The following is a 20,977-nucleotide window of genomic DNA, read 5'->3' as shown; positions in this document are numbered from 1 at the left end:
ATTAGTTACTGTTGTAGTGAGAAAATACATGGGATCTATCACGAACTGATTGTCGACCGACGACGAAAATCACCGTGTAGCGAACCGTTTCTGAGAGAACCATGGGAAAATTGATGTATCATCCGTTACTAGGTAAGTAACTGCAATCAAAGCTCTATCAAAAAAGACATTAGTCAACTCAGGCGGATTCGAACCACGATCGTTCCGCTCACTTCGTTCGCTTCACTCTCTGCTTCGAATCACCCTCGCAGCTGTTTCTGGACTCGCACATACTGTGTCGATCCCCTCGTTGACGTCACTCTGTGCGTGGGTCGTAGTCCTTCCAAAGTGCTGAGACGGAGACACCGACCCGCTCACTCGCGGTGTCTAGTCGAAGCCCTCACTCAGGTGGTGAACAATTGCGCCTCGACGAATCGCGTGTGGAGAGTCTGAAAGCGCACAGACATCTGAGTCTGAATCACAACCCCGTCACATAATCTAGGCTCTTGATTCTTCAGATCTCCAAATCGAGCGAATTGACGCACCGGCATCCATCCGTCAGACTTGTGAGTTCGAGGATCTACGTCCGGCAACAGCTACCTGTATGAAGAAAGCGCTGTAATACTACCTAGATAACAGCGGTATGCTAGTGGTGGTTTACGGAGTACCGAGCTCGTCGAACAGAGCACTCACTCGTCGCTTGGTTTCGTCTCGGATTTCGCGTACCGATTCGAGGTCTTGTCTGTGTGGATCGTCGAGCGCCCAATCGCGAGCGTCGCCCCGCCACGTCATCGGACAAATGTTGTCAGCAGAGCAGCCCATTGTGATGACGATATCGACGTTCTCTAACTCATCGGGAGTGATTTCGCGTGGGGGATTACCAGCGAGATTGAATCCTTCTTCGTCCATCGCTTGTACCACGATATCGTGAACACGGTCGGCAGGCTGGGTTCCTCCGGTCAGAATCCGTATTCGGTCGCCGACATCGCGTTCTTCAACTTCACGTTCGGCGAACGCCGCCGCCATCTGTGAACGACCCGCATTTTGGACGCACACGAACGCGATACTGGTTTCGGCGGACATGGGAAGGGACGTCTTGTCTCGAAGGAGAGCAGAGATAATACTGCTGGTCAGTACGCAGGTTGTCGCTACTGGGCCGGTTTAACCGCTTCAATCGTCGCAGAGACGATGTAGTCGCTGACGTCGTGTTCATCATCCCACTCGCTGATGAACTGCTCACTCTCTTCTTTCGACTGAATCCGGATCCGCTCGAAGCCTACAGCAGACAGCATCCGCTCGAGCTCGGAGATGGGTGATGCGCCAGCGACACAGGAGGCGACTGACTCCGGGTCAGCGTGAACATCGTCTGGCAATTCAGCAGTCGACACAACGTCAGAAATCGCGAGTCGACCTCCAGGTTGAAGAACGCGATAGGCTTCATCGAACACCTGCTGTTTGTCCGGCGAAAGGTTCACCACGCAATTCGAGATAATGACGTCTACTCTCCCGTCAGCAACGGGTAAGTGTTCGATCTCGCCGAGTCGGAACTCGACGTTCGTCGCGTCGTTCTTCTCGATGTTGGCTCTGGCTTTCTCGATCATCTCTGGCGTCATGTCGACACCGATGACACGTCCCGTTTCGTCGACTTCCTGCGCTGCGAGGAAGCAATCGAAGCCAGCACCGGATCCAAGGTCAAGAACGGTTTCACCGGGTCGAAGAGAGGCGATCGCATTCGGATTCCCACAGCCAAGTCCCAGATTTGCGCCCTCGGCAACAGTAGTCGCGTCACTCTCGGAGTACCCCAGTTGGCGATTCAGTTCGCTCTGGTCGCCACAACAGCTGTCAGAGTCTCCACAGCAACTCGAATTTTCGCTCGCAATACGGGCATATCGTTGTCGTACCGCACGACGTTGTTCGTCGGGAGCTAACCCAGACGAAGTTCCAAACGATTGGCTCTGTTCACTCACTGGACTCACCTCGAGTCTCATCAAGCGTGTTCAGAATAGTCTCTGTTCGTGGGGTGGCTGCATAGTATCGCCAACGGCCTTCTTTGCGTCGTGAGACGAGTCCAGTAGTGTACAACCGCGAGAGTGCTTGACTGATGGCGCTCTGGCTGACACCGAGTGCGGGCTCGAGTTCACAGACGCAGACCTCACCATCGCTGTCGGCGATGAGTCTGAGTGCTTCATACCGTGTGTCGTTTCCGAGTGCCGAGAGGAGTTGGACGTCCGAGGCGAGTTCTGACTCGGTCAGGGTGTGTGCTGCAGTACAACACGCTCTGTCCGTTCTAGGTGTCTCGTTCTCGTCGGGTGCAGACGATTGCTGACTCATTTTATCGTATGCTAATATTAGCTACCACTAATATAGCTGTTTCGCAGCATTTGGCGAGCGCAAACGAGCCCGTGACGATCGTATCGAGGACACTCTCGAAAGGGCTCGATAGGGGAGCGTGACTCCAGCACGAACGGCGACTACTCACCGAGAGAATCGCCAATCGGCGATCGATTACCTTCTACAGCGCTGTCGACCCTCAGTGAAGGCGAGACAGGAGCGAACCGGGAGAACGAATGGTCGGACTCCAAAGTGGCTGGAAGTGCTCTCCGACCTTCAAACTCGAAAATAAGGGATAGAAGAACTGCAGAGTCCGGATCCGTTGGCTGAAAACCGTGCAGAGTATGGATGGGCGCGGGCGGATTCGAACCACGCCGACTTCGTTCGCTACGCTCACTCGTCGTCAGGTTCGGAATCGCCCTCGGGTCACGAATTCGTGCTCTATCGCTCGGACAGAATTAGTGGGCTCGGGCGGATTCGAACCACCGACCTCGGCCTTGTAAAGGCCACGTCATAACCAGCTAGACCACGAGCCCGTACCTCGCCCGAGTCACTCCGCTCGAATAACTGTTACTCTCTGCGTCCGTGTCCGGAACGCTTACTCGCGTGGGGTTCGTTCTCACGACCGTGCGCTCGCGAGCTCTCTTTGTCGGTCTTCTCGTCGTCTCCCTGACGGCCGTAGGCGGCGTCTTCGCCCTCGACTACGTCCGTAGTCCCCCCGACCCGAGCGAGTACAACACGACGACGGTTACTGCCGTCGACGAGGCGAACGGGACCGAACTCGCCACCGTCGACGTCCGAATCGCCGACACCTACAACAAACGCTACACCGGACTGAGCAACACCACGTCGCTCGACGACGGCGAGGGAATGCTGTTCATCCACGACAGCGAGGGCGAGTACTCCTACGTCATGCGGAACATGGACTTCCCGCTCGACATCGTCTTCGTCGACGAAAACGGGACCATCACGCGAATCCACCACGCGCCGCTGGATCCGGCCGATACGTCCGAGAGCCAACTGACGCGGTACTCCGGCACCGGAACGTACGTCCTCGAAGTCCCGATGGGCTACACCAACCGAACCGGCGTCTCGGAGGGCGACAGACTGGTGATTCCGAACGAAACCGCCGACGGAAACGCGACGGCGAAGCGGAGTATTTCGATTCGTAGGTAATGCTTTTTAACGGGGGTCTCCTGTTACGGAGATAATGGGAACGGCCGTGGACGACGACGACCCCTTCGAGGCGCAGCGAGAGAAGACGGACAACCCGATGCGCCGACTGTTCGGCGAGTACGGTCGGCAGAACACCACGCAGTTCGTCGTCGGGTTACTCGCGAGCGTCGTCGCCCGGTTGCTCGACCTCCTCCCGCCGGTAGTGCTCGGCATCGCTATCGACGCCGTCTTCGGCGACAAGGAGTACGCGCAGGCGGTCGCAGACACGGTTCCGCTGTCGGCCGCCGCCGTCGCAGGCGTGATTCCGACGACGCAGACCGGGCAGTTCTACTTCTCTGTCGGACTCATCGCCTTCGGCTTTTTCGGCGGCGCGATATTCCACTGGACGCGAAACTGGGGCTGGAACTCCTTCGCGCAGAACATCCAACACGCCATCCGCACCGACACCTACGACAAGATGCAGCGGCTGAACATGGACTTCTTCGCCGACAAGCAGACCGGCGAGATGATGTCCATCCTCTCGAACGACGTCAACCGCCTCGAACGGTTCCTCAACGACGGGATGAACTCCTTCTTCCGCCTATCGGTGATGGTCGTCGCCATCGCGGCCATCCTCTTTTCGATGAACTGGCAACTGGCGCTCATCGCGCTCCTCCCAGTACCGCTAATCGCGCTATTCACGTGGAAGTTCGTCAACATCATCCAGCCCAAATACGCTGACGTTCGGTCCTCGGTGGGGACGCTCAACTCCCGACTGGAGAACAATCTGGGCGGGATTCAGGTCATAAAGACCTCGAACACGGAGAACTACGAATCTGACCGCGTCGACGACGTGTCGATGGACTACTTCGACGCCAACTGGGACGCGATTCGCACGCGCATCAAGTTCTTCCCCGGTCTGCGCGTCCTCGCCGGTATCGGCTTCGTCATCACGTTCTTCGTCGGCGGTCTGTGGGTGTTCGCCGGCCCGCCGGGGCCGTTCACCGAGGCGCTCAGCATCGGCCAGTTCGTCACGTTCATCGTCCTCACCCAGCGGTTCATCTGGCCGATGGCACAGTTCGGACAAATTATCAATATGTACCAGCGCGCCCGCGCCTCCTCGGCGCGCATCTTCGGCCTCATGGACGAACCCTCGCGCATCGTCGAGGACCCCGACGCCGACGAACTCGTCGTCGACGAGGGTCGCGTCGAGTACGACGACGTCACCTTCGGCTACGACGAGGACGAGACCATCGTCGAAGACGTCGACTTCGTCGTCAAGGGCGGCGAGACGCTCGCGCTCGTCGGGCCGACGGGGGCAGGCAAGTCGACGATTTTGAAACTGCTCCTGCGGATGTACGACGTGGACGAGGGCCGAATCGAGATAGACGGTCAAGACCTCCGCGATGTGACGATCCCGAGCCTCCGACAGGCCATCGGCTACGTGAGCCAGGAGACGTTCATGTTCTACGGAACCGTCCGCGACAACATCGCCTACGGCGCGTTCGACGCCACGGATGAGGAGATCGTCGAAGCCGCGAAAGCCGCCGAGGCGCACGACTTCATCGAGAATCTCACGGACGGCTACGACACCGAAATCGGCGAACGCGGCGTGAAACTCTCCGGCGGCCAGCGCCAGCGGCTCTCCATCGCCCGCGCCATCCTCAAAGACCCCGAAATCCTCGTCCTCGACGAGGCGACCTCCGACGTCGACACCGAGACGGAGATGCTCATCCAGCGGAGCCTCGACAGACTCACCGAGAACCGGACGACGTTCGCCATCGCCCACCGTCTGTCGACCATCAAAGACGCCGACCGGATTCTCGTCCTCGAAGGCGGACGGGTCAAAGAGCGCGGCACCCACGAGGACCTGCTCGCCAACGACGACCTCTACGCGCACCTCTGGGGGGTGCAGGCCGGTGAGATAGACGAACTCCCCGAGGAGTTCGTCGAGCGCGCGTCCCGTCGTCAGGCGCGGACGGAAGCCCAAGACGACTGAGACTCGGCGTCCGGGGCACTCCGTCCGAAGAAAACCCGTTAAACCGATTCCTGCTCGTCCTGTGACTGCTCGTTGCCGCGATCGCTGTACCGCTGGCGGCCGACCGCTTCCGACCCGACCATGTTCAGCACCGCCTGCTTGACCTCCTCGGCGTCTTCGAAGTCTTGGTCCATCTCCTCTTGGTACGGCTCCATGACTTCGCCGAACGTCCGCGTCCCGTTCGAGAGTTCGAGTTCGTAGTCGCCGTACTCGTCGACGAGTTCCTCCGTCGTCGTCGGGTAGTCGTGCGATTCGAGTTCGCCTTCCAACTCGCCGAACTCGACGCCCAACTCGCGGCTGTCGTCGGCTTCGTCGTTACTCATGCGTCTCTGTGGTCGACGCCTAGGGAAAAACCGGTTCGCATATATCGGATATAGTGAACGAAGGCGCGAGGGTTCGTACCCGTCGAAGCCGTGGCCTACAAGCCCCCTGAGCGAGTGCGCTCGGTATGCAGCTCACCGACGCCGCGTGGACCGATGTCCGAGACCTCGACACCGACCTCGCGTTACTCCCGGTCGGCAGCACCGAACAGCACGGTCCACACGCCCCCCTCGGAACCGACGCGCTCACCGCCGAAGCGGTCGCTGCGGCGGGTGCGGAGGCGGCCGACAGAGATGTCGTCGTTGGACCGACCGTCCCCGTCGGCGTCGCCGAGGAACACCGACAGTTCCCCGGGACGCTCTGGGTTTCGGAGGAGACGTTCCGCTCGTACGTCCGTGAGACGGTTCAGAGCCTCGCGTACCACGGCTTCGACCGCGTCGTCGTCGTCAACGGCCACGGCGGCAACGTCGGCGCGCTCCGCGAGGTGACGGCGAGAGTCAGTCGTCACGACGACGCGTACGCCGTCCCGTTCACCTGGTTCGAAGCCGTCGGCGAACACGCGACGCGGATGGGCCACGGCGGGCCGCTGGAGACGGCGCTGCTCAGACACGTCGCTCCCGAGACGGTACACGAAGACCGAATGGAGGAGGCGAGAACGGGGGCGGCCGACCGCTGGGGCGAGTGGGTCGCGAGCGTCAACCTCGCGCACGACTCGGCGGAGTTCTCCGAGAATGGCGTCGTCGGCGACCCGAGCGACGGCGACGCGGTACTGGGCGAAGAACTGCTCGACGTGGCCGCAGCGGCGCTGGCACGCGTCCTTGACGTGGTCGCCGAGCGGGACGTTTCGAGGCCCGAACGACGGACGTAGCTACCCGTCGTTCACTCCTCGTCGTCCTCGTCGTCCTCGTCGTCCTCGTCGTCGGCTTCCGTCTCTTCCTCGTCGTCTTCGTCCTCGTCTGCTTCGCTCTCGTCGTCGGCTTCTTCGTGGGCCTCGTCCAACGCGCCGCGGAGTTGCGGAATCGTGCTGGCGAGTTCGCCGACGTTCTCGTGGGCCTCGGTTATCTGTTCGAGCAGTTCCTCGATGTCCTCGATGGCCTCTGCGAGGTCGTCTGCGTCCTCGAACGCGTCGGCGCGTTCGCCGATGGTGTACCACTTCTTCGCCTGTCGGAGGTGGTCTTCGGCGTCGCCGGTGTCGAGCGCCGAGCGCAGGCCGTTGAGCACACCGAGGACGTTGTCGGCCTCCGTCTCCCAGATGTCGTTGCCCTCCGGAAGCGTCTCGCGCGCCGCGGCGAGGTGTTCCTCGACGTCTTCGCGCATCTCCGCGGCCGCCTCGCCGAACAGTTCGTCGTCGCCCAGTTGCGATTGGCTCATACCCGGCTTTTCGACCCGACCTGTTTTAAACGCACGCCCGAAAGTGAAAGTGAAATTCGGCGACTGTCGCGGTCTCCGTCCAAAATTCGGCCACGACTGTCTACGCGTCTACGTCGACTAGTTTCATCAGCGGATAGCCGTCTTCCATCTCCATGCGCGTGCGGACGTTGACTGATTCGTACCGAATCTCCATCTCGACCTCCATGAGCGACCCGGTGAGTTCGGTGTAGCCGTTCTCGTGGTCGATGGCGTCGGCGACCCGGTCATCGAGAACCGTCACCGAGACTGTCTCGCAGTACGGTTGATTCTCGATAGCCTCCGCCATCGCGACTTCGAGACTCCGCGCGCTGTCGACGCTGACGGGCGTTCCGGCGAACTGGTGGTAGAGCGACCCGAACTTGATTCCCGCCTCGAAACACGCCTGCTCTGCGTCGGTGACCATGCAGAGTCGACTCCGTCGCTCGGTTAATCTCTGTCGGGCGGCGCATCGGTCGGACCGGTCGCGCTGCAGGCCCGAACCGTGCGTTACTTACCCTCCGTATTTCCATCTACTACCGAATGGACGACCCGGTTTTACTGACGGGCGCGGGCGGGCGCGTCGGGCAAGCCATTCTCGGTGGTATCGGCGAGGACCACGACTGGCGACTGCTCGACCGCGAACCGCTGGCAGACGAGAAACTCCCCCCCGGAACGACGCAAGACGACGTCTACGTCGCCGACATCACGGACCGCGAGGCGCTCACACCGGCCGTCGACGGCGTCGGCACCATCATCCACCTCGCGGGCGATCCGCGCCCGGAAGCGCCGTGGGACAGCGTGCTCCGGAACAACATCGACGGGACACAGGCGCTGTTCGAGACGGCGGTCGAGGCGGGCGTCGACAAGGTCGCCTTCGCCTCCTCGAACCACGCGGTGAGCGCCTTCGAGACCGAGCGCCGGACGCCGGACATCTACCGCCCCGAGAGCGAGTTCCTGCTCGACGGGAGCGAGCTTCCCCGGCCGGGGAACCTCTACGGCGTGAGTAAGGCGGCGGGCGAGACGCTCGGGCGCTACTACCACGACCAGACCCACCTCTCGGTCGTCTGCGTCCGCATCGGCAACCTGACGCGCGACCACCCGCCGATCGACTACGAGCGCGGACAGGCGATGTGGCTCTCCTACCGCGACTGCGCGCACCTGTTCGACTGCTGCATCCGCGCCGACTACGGCTACGAGATCGTTTACGGAATCAGCGATAACGACCGCAAGTACTACTCCATCGAGCGGACCAAGGAGGTTCTCGACTACGACCCGCAGGACAACTCCGCCGAGTTCGAGTGATGCCGCGCACTCAGCACCGACTCGCGGTCACTCCCCTCCGCCGACCCCAACACTCATAGAGACGAACCACGCTTAAGCGCCCGCTCGTTGCCCCCTTTCTCGCATGAATCCGAAGCAGACGCGACACCGGTGGAACCAGTGGGGGACGCGATGACGGAGTTCGGCTACACGCTGTCGAGCGAGGAGTTCGCGCCGAACGACCTCGTCGACTACGCGCGGGAAGCCGAAGAGCGTGGGTACGACTTCGTCTCCATCTCGGACCACTACCACCCCTGGGTGAGCGAGCAGGGACACGCGCCGTTCGTCTGGAGCACGCTCGGCGGCGTCGCGACGGCAACCGAGGAGATCGACGTCGTCGTCGGCGTCTCCTGTCCCATCATGCGGATGCACCCCGCGATATTCGCGCAGGCGACGGCGACGACCGCGCAGATGCTCGGCGACCGCTTCGTCTGGGGCGTCGGCACCGGCGAGAACCTCAACGAGCACATCCTCGGCGACCACTGGCCGCCGCACCGCGTCCGACTGGAGATGCTCGAAGAGGCCGTCGAAGTCGTCCGAAAACTCTGGGACGGCGGGCAGACGAGCCACTACGGCGAGCACTACACCGTCGAGAACGCGCGCCTGTTCACGCGTCCCGAGGAGACGCCGCCCATCGCCGTCTCCGCGTACGGCGAGCGCGCGGCGAAAGCGGCCGCCGAGTTCGGCGACGGTTTCTGGTGTGTCGGCCCGCAGGAGGAGCCGCTCCGGATATTCGAAGAGAACGGCGGCGACGGGCCGACGTTCGCACAGATGACCGTCTGCTACGCCGAAGACGAGGACGAGGCCGTCGAGACGGCCTACGAGCAGTGGCCGAACTCGTTCGTCCCCGGCGAACTCTCCTCGATACTGCCGACACCGACGCACTTCGAGCAGGCCACGCAGGCTGTCTCGAAGGAGGACGTCCGCGAGGCCGACAGCGTCATCACCGACCCGGACCCGCAGACCCACGTCGAGAACCTCGAGAAGTTCGTCGACGCGGGCTACGACCACGTGTACGTCCATCAGGTCGGCGACGACCAGGAGTCGTTCTTCGAGTTCTACGAGAACGAAGTGTGGCCCTCGTTCGACTTCGACTGAGCGACTCCGTTTTCGCTCGGCGCGCCGTCGACGTCAGCGTCTCGCGTCCGTCCGCTATCGCCCCTCGTCGGTCGGAACCCCGCGTTCCTGACGGTACTGGTCGAGGTAGTCGCGGGCCGTTTCGAGGCGGTCCTGTATCCAGTGGTCGTCGTCGAGTTCGTTCGCTAACCCGACGAGTGTCTCCTCGACCTGTTCGACGCGGTCCTCCTTCGGCGGGCCGTCGGACTCGACCTTGTCGCCGCCGCCGAGTTCCATCAACCCCTCGTCGAGCGAGAGCAACTGTTCGCGCGTCTCCCCGTCGGTACGGTCGCTCGCCCGGCGAATCTCCGCTCGTGCGGCCGCGATAGGTTCGTCCGAGTGCTCCATAGTCGGATCTCTAGTCCGCACACCGATAGGTGTGGAGTCTCAATAGCCAAGCCGGGGTATCCCTTCGTATGAGCAACACAAAACTCACCGACTTCGACCGCTCGGTTCTCGCGCGGTTACGCGGCAAACGGCTTACCGCCGCGGAGGTAGCCGACCGAATGACCGCGGACGTCGACACCGACACGGTCTCCGAGCGGTTACACCGGATGGCGGACGACGATCTCGTCCGCGAACTCGACGGCGGCGATGGCGCCGGTGACGGCAGTGATGACACAGTTCGTGCCGGACGCTACGCGCTCACCGAAAGCGGTCGCCGGGTGCTCCAAGCCCCCAACACGGCGGCCGCCGACGAAGCCATCGACCTCCCGCCTGACGTTCGGCGGACGCTCGCGGAATCTCCCGTCGGCGTCGACTGCATCGAGACGCTCAAACACGCGTTCACGTTTCTCCGGGAGTGGGGCGAAGCGACGGTGCCGGAACTGAAGGCGGGCGTGTTCCCCGAGACGTCGACCGGCTACCGCGACGCCGACGAGTGGTGGGACGACTGTGCGAGGGCGGCCCTCGCGGAGTTGCCCCACATTGACCCCGGCGACGCGAAGAGCGCCGGTGACGGAGACGCCGGTCCGTTCTGGCGCTACGTCGGCGACTCGATTGCGGACGGGACCGTCGACGACACGAACACGGACGGTCGGGCGGTTCTCAGAGGTCGAGACGGCGGCCCCCGGTACGCGAACCTCACGCACGTGCTCGTCACCCGGAAGGTGACGGCCGAGCAACGTCTCGCCGCTGCGGCGGCGTTCGACGCGCTCCGCCGACGGGGCGAGGCGACGACCGAAGAACTCCGTGCTGCTGCGGCGGAGGCGGTCACCGAGACGGGCGGGCAACCCCCCGACGACCGGTGGCTGCGCGAGGAACTCCCCGAGTTGCTCGGCGACGTTCCCTCGGTCGACCGGCGCGACGCCGAGCGGTGGGCGTTCATCGGCGACTGGTGAGGGTGCGACGGGAGATGACGGTGACTCGACGGCGAGCGGGGAGAGTCGGCGACGAGCGGGGTGGGTCGACATCGAGCGGTGACGAGTCGGCGACGAGCAAAGTGGGTCGATGCGGCGGCTACTCGAACCGCTCTTCGGCGGCTACTCGAACAACCCTTCCACGTCGCGTCGCTTCTGCTCGCGGCGTTCGAGGTGGTCACAGAGCCGCCGGTATATTATCGGTCGTTCGGCGTCGCTCCCGGTTGCGAAGTCCATCACGAGCGCGATGTAGCGCGTTCGGTGCCCCTCTTCGCGCTCCTCGCGGGCGGCGTCGATAGCCGCGTCGATTCGGCCCTCGTCGAATCGAGTGTCGTGTTCCGCCCGAACGCGGGCGACGACGGTCGTTGACTCGAAGTCGAGGTCGGCGAGCGAAAGCGCTTCGCCCTCGTGCGTGAGTCGGAGTGGTCGGCGACGCTCGATCCGCTCGGTGTCGGCCGCGAGTCGTGCGAGCTCCGTCCGGACGACCGCGATATTCACGCCGCGGTAGTCGTCCGGGAGACCGCTGAGATAGCCGTGAGCGCTCCCGGCGAGTCGTCGTGCCCCGCTCCAGTTGCGGCGACGGGCGTGGTAGACGACGGCGGTGAACTGGATGAGTCCGTGGAGCAGTCGCTCGTCGTTACTGCCGTCCTCGGCTTCGAGCCACGTCCCCTCCCACGCGTCGTGGGCCGCGTGGTACTCGCCCGCGTTGTAGATGGCGAGACCTGCTCGGAGCGAGTTCTCCATACCGGAGTCGTTCGTCGCCCCCAGATAAAATCGTGCCGCGAGTGACCACGTCGGGCGTCGGGGCGCTCGAACGGGTCGGCACCGGCGTCCGCACCCGCTCGTCCCGTCGCTCTCGGCTGTCGGGTTCGATCTCCCCCTTCGACTCCCGTCTCTCGACCCGCCCCTAACGTATCGACCTCTCGTATCGTATCCGGTCTCGAACTATCACACACGAAGTCAGGTATCTGATGGTTACTGTTTTCGACCGTAGATATTCACCAATCGATGGAGTTTATATTTCGACGAGATACCTCCGTAGCGATTACTATTCTCGTGGCGACACTTCCTCACGAAGACTACTATTCTTGTAGCGACACTTTTTGGTACAGATACGGAAGCGGACAACTATATGGTGGATGCCGGTAGCGTACGACGGAGCCGTATTCCGTGCAAGATACTGACAACTCCACGCAACCTGAAAGTGACGAAATTCGAACACAGACGAACGCCGACCGACCTCGCTCGACCGGTCGCCGACCGTTCCTCCGTGGCGTCGGAGCGACCATCGCGGCGGCGGGCGGTCTCGGAACCGCCGGCGTCGCGGCCGCCGATCCCTCGAACACTCTCGAAGCCGTCGGTGACGGCTTCTACTCGTTCAGCACGTCCGGCGAGATAGTCAACGGCGGACGCGCGAACCTCTCTAAGGAAGACGATATCGACGGACAGTCCGCCAGCGGCGAGGTCGCCAACGACGGTACCGACTCGTACCACTTCGCGGGCGAACTCACCGAACTCGACGCCGACGACGGCGTCACCATCTACGTCAACGGCGAGGAGATCGGTTCCTCTTCGGACGGTTCGAGCTATCTCGAAGCTGTCGGTGACGGGTTTTACTCGTTCACCGCGTCCGGCGATATCACTAACGGCGGACGGGCGAACACCGACAAGGAGGACGTGATCGACGGGCAGTCCGCAAACGGCGAAGTCGCCAACGACGGCACCGACTCCTACAACTTCGAGGGCGAGCTCACCGCGCTAGACGCCGACGACGGCGTCACCATCACGGTCGACGGCGACGAGGTCGACCCCTCGGAGTTCGACACCGACGCGGGCCGTGGCGACACCGACGACGACGAGGAAGAAGAGGAGGAGACCGGAGACAACGAATACGAGACGATCGTCGTCGACGCCGGAGAGACGTACGACGAGATCGTCGGAAGCGGTGAGACGCTCGAAAACGTCCTCTACGACGTCACCGCCGACGGCGCGTCGCTCAATATCGACGCGAGCGGCGACGACTGGGCCATCCGGAACATCGGCATCGAGGGCGAATTAGAGAACGCCTCGAACAGGGACCTGTTCACGTTCGAGGTGACCGACGACGACGGGACCGGCGTGGTCGAGAACCTCTACGCGGGCGGCGGAACGTCCGACATCAACTTCGTTTTCGTCCGGAAGGCTCACGAAGGCGAAGTGACGATCCGGAACGTCAACTTCCAGGGCTGGAAGCAGGGGATATACGCCAGCGCTCCCGGTATCGACGCCGGTGGCGGCGACGGGCCGGTGTACGTCGAGAACTGCTACGCGAAGAACAACGGCGTCGCCAACTACCGACTCGGCAGCGACGGGTCGTACCTCCAAAACTCGGTCGCCCACGTCGACGACTACACGTCGCATTCGGGCTACACGCGCGGTCTCTGGGTCCGCAACGGCGGTGACATCGAAGCCACCGGTCTGGACATCCTCATCGACTACGACGAGGCCGCGTGGGGCGTCGTCGAAAACGACAACCTCGAGACCGGCGGCGTCATCCACCTCGAGGACTCCTCGGTCGAGTCGCGCGGCGGGCGCGGCGCTATCGACGGGACGGTCGAGACGGCCAACGTCGACGACGACCCGGACCTGAGCATCCCCGACGGGGTCCCGCAGAGCGCCGAGGAAGCCGCGAGTCGGTAACCACGCCGTTTCGGCCGGAGCGTCTCAGTCGCCGTCTCCGCGACCGGGGTCGCTCGCGGTCAGCAGCCCGGGGTAGTCGGCGATGAGTCCGTCGACCCCGGCCGCGGCGAGTTGCTCGGCTTCGTACCACGTCGTGACGGTGTAGACGTTCACCGTCCGGCCCTCCTCGTGGGCGACTTCGAGGAGGTCGATGTCCGCGAAGTCGGAGTCCTCGATGTACGCGCCGGTGTCGAAGAAGGGCGAGCCCTGGATCATGTCGAACGGTGGGTGCAGCGCCTCGCAATCGTACTCCCGAGTGACCCGGAGGCCTTCCTCGATGGAGTCCCAGAAGAGGAAGGCGACGGGAATCGACTCGTCGATCTCTCGGGTCACGGCGAGTGCAGCCTCGTAGAACGACGAGACGAGTATCTCGTTGTCGTAGTTCGCGGCGACGTCGAAGACGTCCTCGACGAACGGTCGCCACAGCTCCTTTCGACGGTCCAGCTCGTCGCCGTCGACGTCCTCGGCGAACGCGAGGTTCGCGGAACCGGGGTTCTTGAGTTCGATGTTGACCGCGAGCTCGGTCGGAATCGCGTCCATCAGTTCTTCGAGCGTCGGTACGGTCTCACCGCTGTTCAGGACCTCTGCTTCCAGCACCGTCTCGCAGTCGGTTTCCCAGACGAGTCCCTCCCGGTCGGTGAGGCCGTCGCCGGCGCGTTCCGAGAGGCCGTCGTCGTGGAAGACGACGACTTCCCCGCCCGCGCAGGGTACGACGTCTATCTCGATGGCGTCCGCGTTCGCGAGCCCCGACCCGACGGCCGCCGCGACCGTGTTCTCGGGATACTGACCGGCGAACCCTCGATGGGCGATCTCGATCGGGTCGTCGCCTTCGCCGAACGAGACGTCGGCGCCGCTCGCCTCGTCCGTGGATCTCCCTCTCGCTGTCGCGACGCCGCCGACCGCGGCGGTGCCGAGCGCGGCACCGGTCCCTTTCACGAACGTTCGTCTATCTATCTCCGCGGATTGTCGTCGAACCATACTTATTCGTCCGGCGTCGAATGATATAATCATTAACAATAGATGCGGGTAAAGAATATCGCCACGACCCGAAAGTGTAGCGCAGACGACCGTCGACCGTCGGAATACTGGGTAAACTCACGAGGGGAAACGTCGGTCGAACCGCCGGACCCGAGGGCTGAGAGCGCTCGCTCCGCTCGTTGCACTCTGCCGTACCAACCCTTTGACTAATCTCTGCGCGAGCGAGAACGCGGAACCAGTTCAGCGGCGGTCGCGTTGCGTCTCACCTGCTCAAATCTCCGCGGAGATGTTTCACACGGCCAGACTCCTCGCTACGCTCGTCGTGTTGCGCCGTGAAAACGTCCTGACGGAGTCTCACGCGAGCAACGCGAGCGTGAGGCTCGTCAGGTCGTGAACGAAGTGAACGTCCTGACGGAGATTTGAACTCCGGTCCCTGGCTCCGCAAGCCAAGAGGATAGTCCACTACCCTATCAGGACTCAACTACGGATACACCCGACCTGCATAAGTGGCTTCCGATTCGAGGGCGCTGGACGGTACGGTATCGCAGCACAGTCGATAGACGGCGTGCCGTTGACGAACGGTCCATCGTTCGCGTTCTCCACATCCACACACCGGAATCGAACTGCTCTACTAAACAGTCGCCTCGTGTCGTTGGACTCGCTACTCGCGGGCGACGCGTTCGTAGACGAGCAGGAGTTTCTTCAACCGAAACGGCGTCTGCCGTCTGCCGTACGCGCGGGCGATCGAGGGGAAGATGTGGGGGTGTTTGCCGTGGGCGGTCAGGTCGCGGTTACCGTCCTTCAGCCGTCCATTTTCGACCCCGACCGACGAAACTGCAGTCCGGATAGTGACCCAAAGAGATTTTTGACCGTACGGAAGGCATTTGAAAAGAGCTCTCGTTCGGGTTGGTATGGACCGACGAACGTTCCTCGGACGAACGACCGTGCTCGCCGCCGTCGCTCTCGCGGGGTGCACGAGTAGCGGAACAGACGATGGAACGAACGGCGATGACGGCGAAAACGGTGACGACGGCACGGACGCCGACTCCGGCGGCGCCGACGGCACCGACGGCGAGACGGAGACGCCCGGCGAGGACTCCGACGAGAGCGCACCGAGAATCGCCGACCGAGCGTTCGAGCGCACGGGCGACTGCGACCGAGCTGGATCGGCGACGGTCTCCCGCGACGGCGACACGGTCGTCGTCGAGGGCTGTATCCGGGGACGAAACGGTTGTTCGGAGGCCGTCCTCGACAGCGCCGAGTACGACCCCTCCGACGACCGCCTCTCCGTCGTCGTCGCGACGGAGGAGGAACGAGACGAGGACGAGGCCTGTACGCAGGCGCTCGTCAGCCGCGGCTACGAACTCCGCGTCGTGTTCGAGGACGGAACGCCCGGTACTGTCGACGTGGTTCACGACGGTGCCGACGGCCAAACTACGGTCACCTCGTCGACCGCGACGGAGTGAGTTCGCGCTTCGACCGCGTCCTCCGACGGTGCTCGCTGACGCTGACGACCCTTTGCTACGACACTTCACGGAGGCACTCCGCGACAACGCTCCACGGAGACACTCCGCGACGACACTTCGCGGCGACGCCCCGCGCGGAACCCACCTCCGTCGCGAGCGTTTTTCTACCATAACCGACGTAACATCCACCGTGAATTTCCCCGTAGACATCACGAAAATCGAGAGACTGCACCACTCTACCCTACCAAGGACAACGCTTAAGCGCGGGCCTTCCCTGCTTCGCTACACGATTATGGGTGTCGCAGATTCTACGGTTCGGAAACACCGACCGCAGGGGTGGCTCTGAGATGGGCGCGATAGAAGAGGTGTACGAGGACCTCGACACCGACGTCGAGTTCGAGGAGTTCGAAGCCGCAGTCGAAGAGAAGGTCGAACAGATGGGCGGCCTCGCCGACGAGGAGACGGCGGCGATGCTCATCGCCCACGAACTCCGCGACGAGGAAGTCAACGGCATCGCCGACGTCGAACCCGGGATGGACGAGGTGAAGTTCGTCGCGAAGGTCGTCAGCGTCGGCGACCTCCGGACGTTCGAGCGCGACGGCGAGGACGAGGACGGCCGCGTCGTCAACGTCGAAGTCGCCGACGAGACGGGGAGAATCCGTATCTCCTTCTGGGACGAGATTGCCGAGTCCATCGCCGAGGGCGAACTCGACGTGGGAGAGGTGCTCCGCATCAAAGGCCGCCCGAAGGACGGCTACAACGGCGTCGAGGTGAACGTCGACCAGGCGGAACCCGACCCCGACGCCGAAGTCGACGTGCAGATTCTCGACAGCTACCGCGTCGAAGATCTCTCGCTCGGTCTCTCGGACGTGAACCTGAAGGGACAGGTGCTCGACAGCGGCACCGTCCGCACGTTCTCGCGCGACGACGGCTCGGAGGGCCGCGTCTCGAACCTCGCACTCGGCGATCCGACGGGACGCATCCGCGTCACGCTCTGGGACGACAAAGCCGACCTCGCCGAGGAGTTCGACGCCGGGGAGAGCGTCGAAGTCGTCGACGGCTACGTCCGCGAGCGCGACGGTAACCTCGAACTCCACGTCGGCTCGCGCGGTGCGGTCGAGCGCCTCGACGAGACCGTCCAGTACGTCCCCGAGACGACCGACATCGGCTCGCTCGAGATCGGCCAGACCGTCGACATCGCCGGCGGCGTCATCGAGGCCGACCCCAAGCGGACGTTCGAGCGCAACGACGGCTCGGAGGGACAGGTCAGAAACATCCGCGTGAAGGACGACACCGGCGACGTGCGCGTCGCGCTCTGGGGCGAGAAAGCCGACACCGAGGTCGAACTCGCCGACCACGTCGTCCTTGCGGACGTCGAAATCAAAGACGGCTGGCAGGAGGACATCGAGGCCTCCGCCGGGTGGCGCTCGACGGTGACCGTCCAGAAGGACGCGCCCGCCTCCAGCGACTCGGGCGCGAGCGACGACGCGAGCTCGAACGCCGGTGGCCTCTCCGCGTTCGGCGGCGAGTCGAGCGGTTCTTCGAGCGACAGCGGCGCGTCTGACGGCCCCTCCGCTTCCAACGGCACCGCCGCGGCGGCGACAGTCGAAACCGAGGACGCGAGCGCCGACGGCGAGACGGTCGAGTTCACCGGTACCGTCGTCCAGGCGGGCGACCCGGTCATCCTCGACAACGGCACCGAGACGCGCAGCGTCGACACCGGCGCGAATCTCCGACTCGGCGAGACGGTCACCGTCCGCGGAACGCTCTCGGGAGACCGTATCGACGCCGACGAAGTGCTCTGAGCCCCGTCGAGTCGATTCCGACGATGGTTCGTCTCCACAGTTCCGAGAGCCGACGCTGTCTCGGTCCGGCGTGCGAGTCGCCGACGCGTCCCCAACGCAAAGCATTATACACCGCACCGACTGGTATCAGGGTATGAGTGTCGAGTTACCGTTCGCCCCCGTCGACACGCTCATCCGACGGAACGCGGGCGAACTCCGAGTCAGCGCCGACGCGGCCGAAGAACTCGCACGTCGCATCCAACTCCACGGCGCGCGACTCGCCGAGGACGCCGCCGAACACGCGACGGCGGACGGTCGAAAGACACTGATGGCCGAGGACTTCGGCGTCGAACAGGTCGTCAGCCGCGACGCGCTCGAACTCCCCATCGCCCCCATCGACCGAATCGCGCGACTCGATATCGACGACCAGTACCGCGTCTCGATGGAGGCGCGCATCGCGCTCGCGGACATCCTCGAAGATTACGCCAACAACGTCGCGAGCGCGGCGACGAAACTCGCCCACCACGCCGACCGGCGCACCGTCCAGGCCGAAGACATCGAGACGTACTTCTCCCTCTTCGAGTAGCGATGAAGTTCGGCTACAACGAGACGTGCCTCGAACACGACACCGGCCCGCGTCACCCGGAGACGGCCGACCGTCTCCTCGCCATCCGCGAGGGACTGAAGAAACGCCACGGCGTCGAGTACGTCGACGCCGACCCGGCGACGGAGTCGGAGGTCATGCGCGTCCACGACGACGACTACGTCGAGGCGGTCAAGGAGTTCTGCGCCAGCGGCGGCGGCAACTGGGACCCCGACACCGTCGCCTGCGAGGGAACGTGGGACGCCGCGCTCGCCAGCGCCGGCCTCTCCCAGTGGGCCGCCCGCGCGGCGCTCGACGGAAACGACGGTCGAAACACCCCGTTCGCACTCGGCCGACCCCCGGGGCACCACGCCGTCTTCGACGACGCGATGGGCTTTTGCTACTTCAACAACGCCGCAGTCGCCGCCCAGGCGGTGCTCGACGACGGAGACGCCGAACGCGTCGCTATCTTCGACTGGGACGTCCACCACGGCAACGGCACGCAGGACATCTTCTACGACCGCGGCGACGTGTTCTACGCCTCCATCCACGAGGACGGCCTCTACCCCGGCACGGGCGAACTCGACGAGACCGGCGAGGGCGACGGCGAACTGGCGACGTTCAACGCCCCGCTGGCGGCCGGCAGCGGCGACGCCGACTACCTGTACGTCGTCGAGTCGGGACTCGCCCCCGTCTTCGAGTCGTTCGACCCCGACCTGCTCGTCGTCAGCGCGGGCTTCGACGCACACCGCCACGACCCCATCTCGCGGATGCGCGTCTCTACCGAGGGATACGCCCTCTTGACCGACGCCGTCCGGATGCTCGCCGAGGAGACCGACGCCGCGCTCTCGTTCGTTCTGGAGGGCGGATACGGCCTCGACACGCTCTCTGAGGGCGTCGCCACCGTCCACGAGACGTTCGACGGTCGCCGCCCGATGGACCCCGACGAGGACCCCGACGAGGAGACGGTCGAGATCGTCGACGAACTGCTCGACCGCTACGGTCTCGACTCGGCGTAGCGACGCTTTGGATCGCGTCGCTACGGCCGCGGTTCGAAGTGAGCGCGGAGTTCGTCGCCGAACTCGTCGGCCAGCGTCGCCACGTCGTCGCCGACGAGCACCTCGTACCGTTCTCCCAGTACCGACCCCACCTGCGCGCCCAGCGCCACGTCGAACAGCGCGTCGCTCGACAGGAGCGCCTCGGGCGTCGTGAACGCGCGCTCGCGCTCGACGACGTACCGGTCACCGTCAATGAAGGGGCCGTACACGTCGTCGGCTCCCTGGTACTTCTCGAAGAAACCGGTCGCGTGCTGTCGCACGGCGACCGGCGGGCCGTCGTGACGCGCAAACGCCGAGCGTTCGGCGACCGAGCACTCGACGAACAGCACCGCGCGGCCGTCCGCCATCGCCGTCGCCCGCAGCGGGGCGAAGCCGCGGCGGTCGAGTTCGGAGACGACGCCCGACAGCGACTTCTCTAACTGCGGGTAGAGTTGGTCTTCGACGATTTCGGGCGCGTCGAAGACGACGGCGACGGGGTGGGTCCCGCGCCGCGAGAGCTGCTCGCGGACGTCGACCCGCGAGTACGACTGCTCGTCCGGCGGGAAGAACAACGCTTCGCGCGGTTCGGCGAGCAACTCGCGGGCGTAGTGCTGCAGGCGGGCGACGTTCGCCGCCGAGAGCACGGCGGCGACATTTCGCTCCGGGTCGGTCGGGTCGATGACGACGAGCGGGTCGTCGAACGTCGCCCGGCCGTGATCTTCGGGGTCGAACTCGACGGGCGGGTGCCAGTCGGCGGCGGCGCGAAGCAGCGGTTCGAAGCCGCCGTGTTCCAGAATCAGGAGTTCCGAGAGGTAGCCGGAGAACCCCTTCGTGCGGAGGTCGCTGCCGTACGCACCGATGCCTTTGAGGAAGCGTTTGAACACGCGAACGTCGGCTCGAAGGTCGTCGTCCAGTTTGGCGTCGAGGTAGGCGTTGTGGAAGGGCGTCCGGTCGACTGCCGACTGGATGTCGGTCGCCTCGGGCACGTCGTAACAGGGGACTAGGTCCACGTCGAACCCCTCGAAGTCGCCCTTGACGTACGGGTGTTCGGCGTACTCCTCGTGACCGCCCGGAAGGACGGCGCGGCCGATTTCCAGTCCGTAGCGTTCGAGCTCCTCGCGCGGGAGCGCCGGCGGGAAGCGGACGAACAGGTCGATGTCGCGGTCGCCGGAGAGCCACGTCCCGCGGGCGGTGCTACCGACCTGAACGGCGTCGGCCTCGACGGGGAGGTCGGAGACGGTGGCCTCGACACGCTCGCGGAGGGCGTCGACGGCCGCCGCGAGGGCGGCGCGTTCGTCGGCGTCGGGGTCGATGCGCTCGCGGACGGCCGCGACGACGCTGTCGAGGTCGGTCATTGTCCCGGCTTCGGCCGGTCGCGGCGAAAACGTGTCGGTGCGCGGGCGG

The 20,977-nt window shown here is 64.1% G+C and carries 21 protein-coding genes and 2 tRNA genes; 11 read left to right on the top strand and 12 right to left on the bottom strand.

The annotated features are described in order from the left end of the window. Window positions 1-636: 636 nt before the first annotated feature. From LAQ74_RS12230 to LAQ74_RS12215, 4 genes are all read right to left on the bottom strand, one after another. Window positions 637-1,062, bottom strand: a complete 426-nt coding sequence (locus tag LAQ74_RS12230) for an arsenate-mycothiol transferase ArsC (protein ID WP_224332816.1) — start codon at window positions 1,060-1,062, stop codon at window positions 637-639. A gap of 65 nt (window positions 1,063-1,127) precedes the next feature. Next, on the bottom strand, window positions 1,128-1,946 hold the full coding sequence (locus LAQ74_RS12225; RefSeq protein ID WP_224332815.1) for an arsenite methyltransferase: 819 nt from the start codon (window positions 1,944-1,946) through the stop codon (window positions 1,128-1,130). Further along, window positions 1,939-2,310: an ArsR/SmtB family transcription factor gene (locus tag LAQ74_RS12220; RefSeq protein ID WP_224332814.1), complete on the bottom strand. Its 372-nt coding sequence runs from the start codon at window positions 2,308-2,310 to the stop codon at window positions 1,939-1,941. Before LAQ74_RS12220 ends, LAQ74_RS12225 begins: the two co-directional genes overlap by 8 nt. A gap of 462 nt (window positions 2,311-2,772) precedes the next feature. Continuing rightward, window positions 2,773-2,846 (bottom strand) — tRNA-Val (locus LAQ74_RS12215). 91 nt (window positions 2,847-2,937) lie between these two features. Here LAQ74_RS12215 and LAQ74_RS12210 point away from each other — a divergent pair. After that, window positions 2,938-3,486, top strand: coding sequence for a DUF192 domain-containing protein (locus LAQ74_RS12210; protein ID WP_425498488.1), 549 nt, complete (start codon window positions 2,938-2,940; stop codon window positions 3,484-3,486). Window positions 3,487-3,520: 34 nt separating this feature from the next. After that, window positions 3,521-5,464 carry an ABC transporter ATP-binding protein gene (locus LAQ74_RS12205; RefSeq protein WP_224332813.1) on the top strand — a complete coding sequence of 648 codons (1,944 nt, stop codon included), beginning with the start codon at window positions 3,521-3,523 and terminating at the stop codon, window positions 5,462-5,464. Between the two features lie 38 nt (window positions 5,465-5,502). Here the strand turns inward: LAQ74_RS12205 and LAQ74_RS12200 are convergent, their stop codons facing one another. Beyond that, window positions 5,503-5,826 (bottom strand): DUF5789 family protein, encoded by a 324-nt coding sequence (locus LAQ74_RS12200; protein WP_224332812.1) that lies wholly within the window; start codon window positions 5,824-5,826, stop codon window positions 5,503-5,505. Between the two features lie 125 nt (window positions 5,827-5,951). On the opposite strand from LAQ74_RS12200, the gene LAQ74_RS12195 reads away from it, so the two are divergent. Further along, window positions 5,952-6,692 carry a creatininase family protein gene (locus LAQ74_RS12195; protein ID WP_224332811.1) on the top strand — a complete coding sequence of 247 codons (741 nt, stop codon included), beginning with the start codon at window positions 5,952-5,954 and terminating at the stop codon, window positions 6,690-6,692. A gap of 11 nt (window positions 6,693-6,703) precedes the next feature. On the opposite strand, the gene LAQ74_RS12190 is transcribed toward LAQ74_RS12195, so the two are convergent. Together LAQ74_RS12190 and LAQ74_RS12185 are read right to left on the bottom strand one after the other, a co-directional pair. Next, a complete protein-coding gene (locus LAQ74_RS12190; RefSeq protein WP_224332810.1) occupies window positions 6,704-7,195 on the bottom strand; it encodes a DUF5790 family protein in 492 nt (163 codons plus the stop codon). Between the two features lie 100 nt (window positions 7,196-7,295). Next, window positions 7,296-7,637, bottom strand: a complete 342-nt coding sequence (locus LAQ74_RS12185) for a dihydroneopterin aldolase family protein (protein ID WP_224332809.1) — start codon at window positions 7,635-7,637, stop codon at window positions 7,296-7,298. A 116-nt stretch (window positions 7,638-7,753) separates the two neighbouring features. Between LAQ74_RS12185 and azf the strand changes: the two genes are divergently transcribed. Next, window positions 7,754-8,515: an NAD-dependent glucose-6-phosphate dehydrogenase Azf gene (gene azf / locus LAQ74_RS12180; RefSeq protein ID WP_224332808.1), complete on the top strand. Its 762-nt coding sequence runs from the start codon at window positions 7,754-7,756 to the stop codon at window positions 8,513-8,515. Between the two features lie 150 nt (window positions 8,516-8,665). After that, window positions 8,666-9,631: a TIGR03557 family F420-dependent LLM class oxidoreductase gene (locus tag LAQ74_RS12175; protein WP_425498536.1), complete on the top strand. Its 966-nt coding sequence runs from the start codon at window positions 8,666-8,668 to the stop codon at window positions 9,629-9,631. A gap of 54 nt (window positions 9,632-9,685) precedes the next feature. Here LAQ74_RS12175 and LAQ74_RS12170 read toward each other — a convergent pair whose 3' ends face one another. Further along, complete coding sequence (locus LAQ74_RS12170) at window positions 9,686-9,997, bottom strand: DUF7553 family protein (RefSeq protein ID WP_224332806.1); 312 nt, start codon at window positions 9,995-9,997, stop codon at window positions 9,686-9,688. A gap of 68 nt (window positions 9,998-10,065) precedes the next feature. Between LAQ74_RS12170 and LAQ74_RS12165 the strand changes: the two genes are divergently transcribed. Continuing rightward, window positions 10,066-10,989, top strand: a complete 924-nt coding sequence (locus LAQ74_RS12165; protein WP_224332805.1) for a hypothetical protein — start codon at window positions 10,066-10,068, stop codon at window positions 10,987-10,989. 141 nt (window positions 10,990-11,130) lie between these two features. Here LAQ74_RS12165 and LAQ74_RS12160 read toward each other — a convergent pair whose 3' ends face one another. Then, the gene (locus LAQ74_RS12160; RefSeq protein ID WP_224332804.1) at window positions 11,131-11,751 is read right to left on the bottom strand and encodes a DUF309 domain-containing protein; all 621 of its coding nucleotides are present in this window, start codon (window positions 11,749-11,751) and stop codon (window positions 11,131-11,133) included. A gap of 426 nt (window positions 11,752-12,177) precedes the next feature. Between LAQ74_RS12160 and LAQ74_RS12155 the strand changes: the two genes are divergently transcribed. After that, window positions 12,178-13,686 (top strand): hypothetical protein, encoded by a 1,509-nt coding sequence (locus tag LAQ74_RS12155; protein WP_224332803.1) that lies wholly within the window; start codon window positions 12,178-12,180, stop codon window positions 13,684-13,686. Window positions 13,687-13,710: 24 nt separating this feature from the next. Here the strand turns inward: LAQ74_RS12155 and LAQ74_RS12150 are convergent, their stop codons facing one another. Further along, window positions 13,711-14,703, bottom strand: a complete 993-nt coding sequence (locus tag LAQ74_RS12150; protein ID WP_224332802.1) for a glycerophosphodiester phosphodiesterase family protein — start codon at window positions 14,701-14,703, stop codon at window positions 13,711-13,713. 404 nt (window positions 14,704-15,107) lie between these two features. Then, window positions 15,108-15,180, bottom strand: a tRNA-Arg gene (locus LAQ74_RS12145). Window positions 15,181-15,614: 434 nt separating this feature from the next. Here LAQ74_RS12145 and LAQ74_RS12140 point away from each other — a divergent pair. The 4 genes from LAQ74_RS12140 (at window position 15,615) to LAQ74_RS12125 (ending at window position 19,555) form a co-directional block, all read left to right on the top strand. After that, complete coding sequence (locus LAQ74_RS12140; protein ID WP_224332801.1) at window positions 15,615-16,169, top strand: hypothetical protein; 555 nt, start codon at window positions 15,615-15,617, stop codon at window positions 16,167-16,169. A 347-nt stretch (window positions 16,170-16,516) separates the two neighbouring features. Further along, window positions 16,517-17,974, top strand: coding sequence for a single-stranded DNA binding protein (locus LAQ74_RS12135; RefSeq protein ID WP_224332800.1), 1,458 nt, complete (start codon window positions 16,517-16,519; stop codon window positions 17,972-17,974). Between the two features lie 133 nt (window positions 17,975-18,107). Then, window positions 18,108-18,539 (top strand): histone, encoded by a 432-nt coding sequence (locus tag LAQ74_RS12130; RefSeq protein ID WP_224332799.1) that lies wholly within the window; start codon window positions 18,108-18,110, stop codon window positions 18,537-18,539. Window positions 18,540-18,541: 2 nt separating this feature from the next. Continuing rightward, entirely contained in the window at window positions 18,542-19,555 is a 1,014-nt protein-coding gene (locus tag LAQ74_RS12125; RefSeq protein ID WP_224332798.1) for a histone deacetylase family protein, read from the top strand. A gap of 20 nt (window positions 19,556-19,575) precedes the next feature. Here the strand turns inward: LAQ74_RS12125 and cca are convergent, their stop codons facing one another. Beyond that, complete coding sequence (gene cca, locus LAQ74_RS12120; RefSeq protein ID WP_224332797.1) at window positions 19,576-20,928, bottom strand: CCA tRNA nucleotidyltransferase; 1,353 nt, start codon at window positions 20,926-20,928, stop codon at window positions 19,576-19,578. Between the last annotated feature and the right edge of the window lie 49 nt (window positions 20,929-20,977).

The organism is Haloprofundus halobius (assembly GCF_020097835.1).
Taxonomy (GTDB): Archaea; Halobacteriota; Halobacteria; order Halobacteriales; family Haloferacaceae; genus Haloprofundus; species Haloprofundus halobius.
This window is presented reverse-complemented; position numbering and strand designations above follow the sequence as displayed.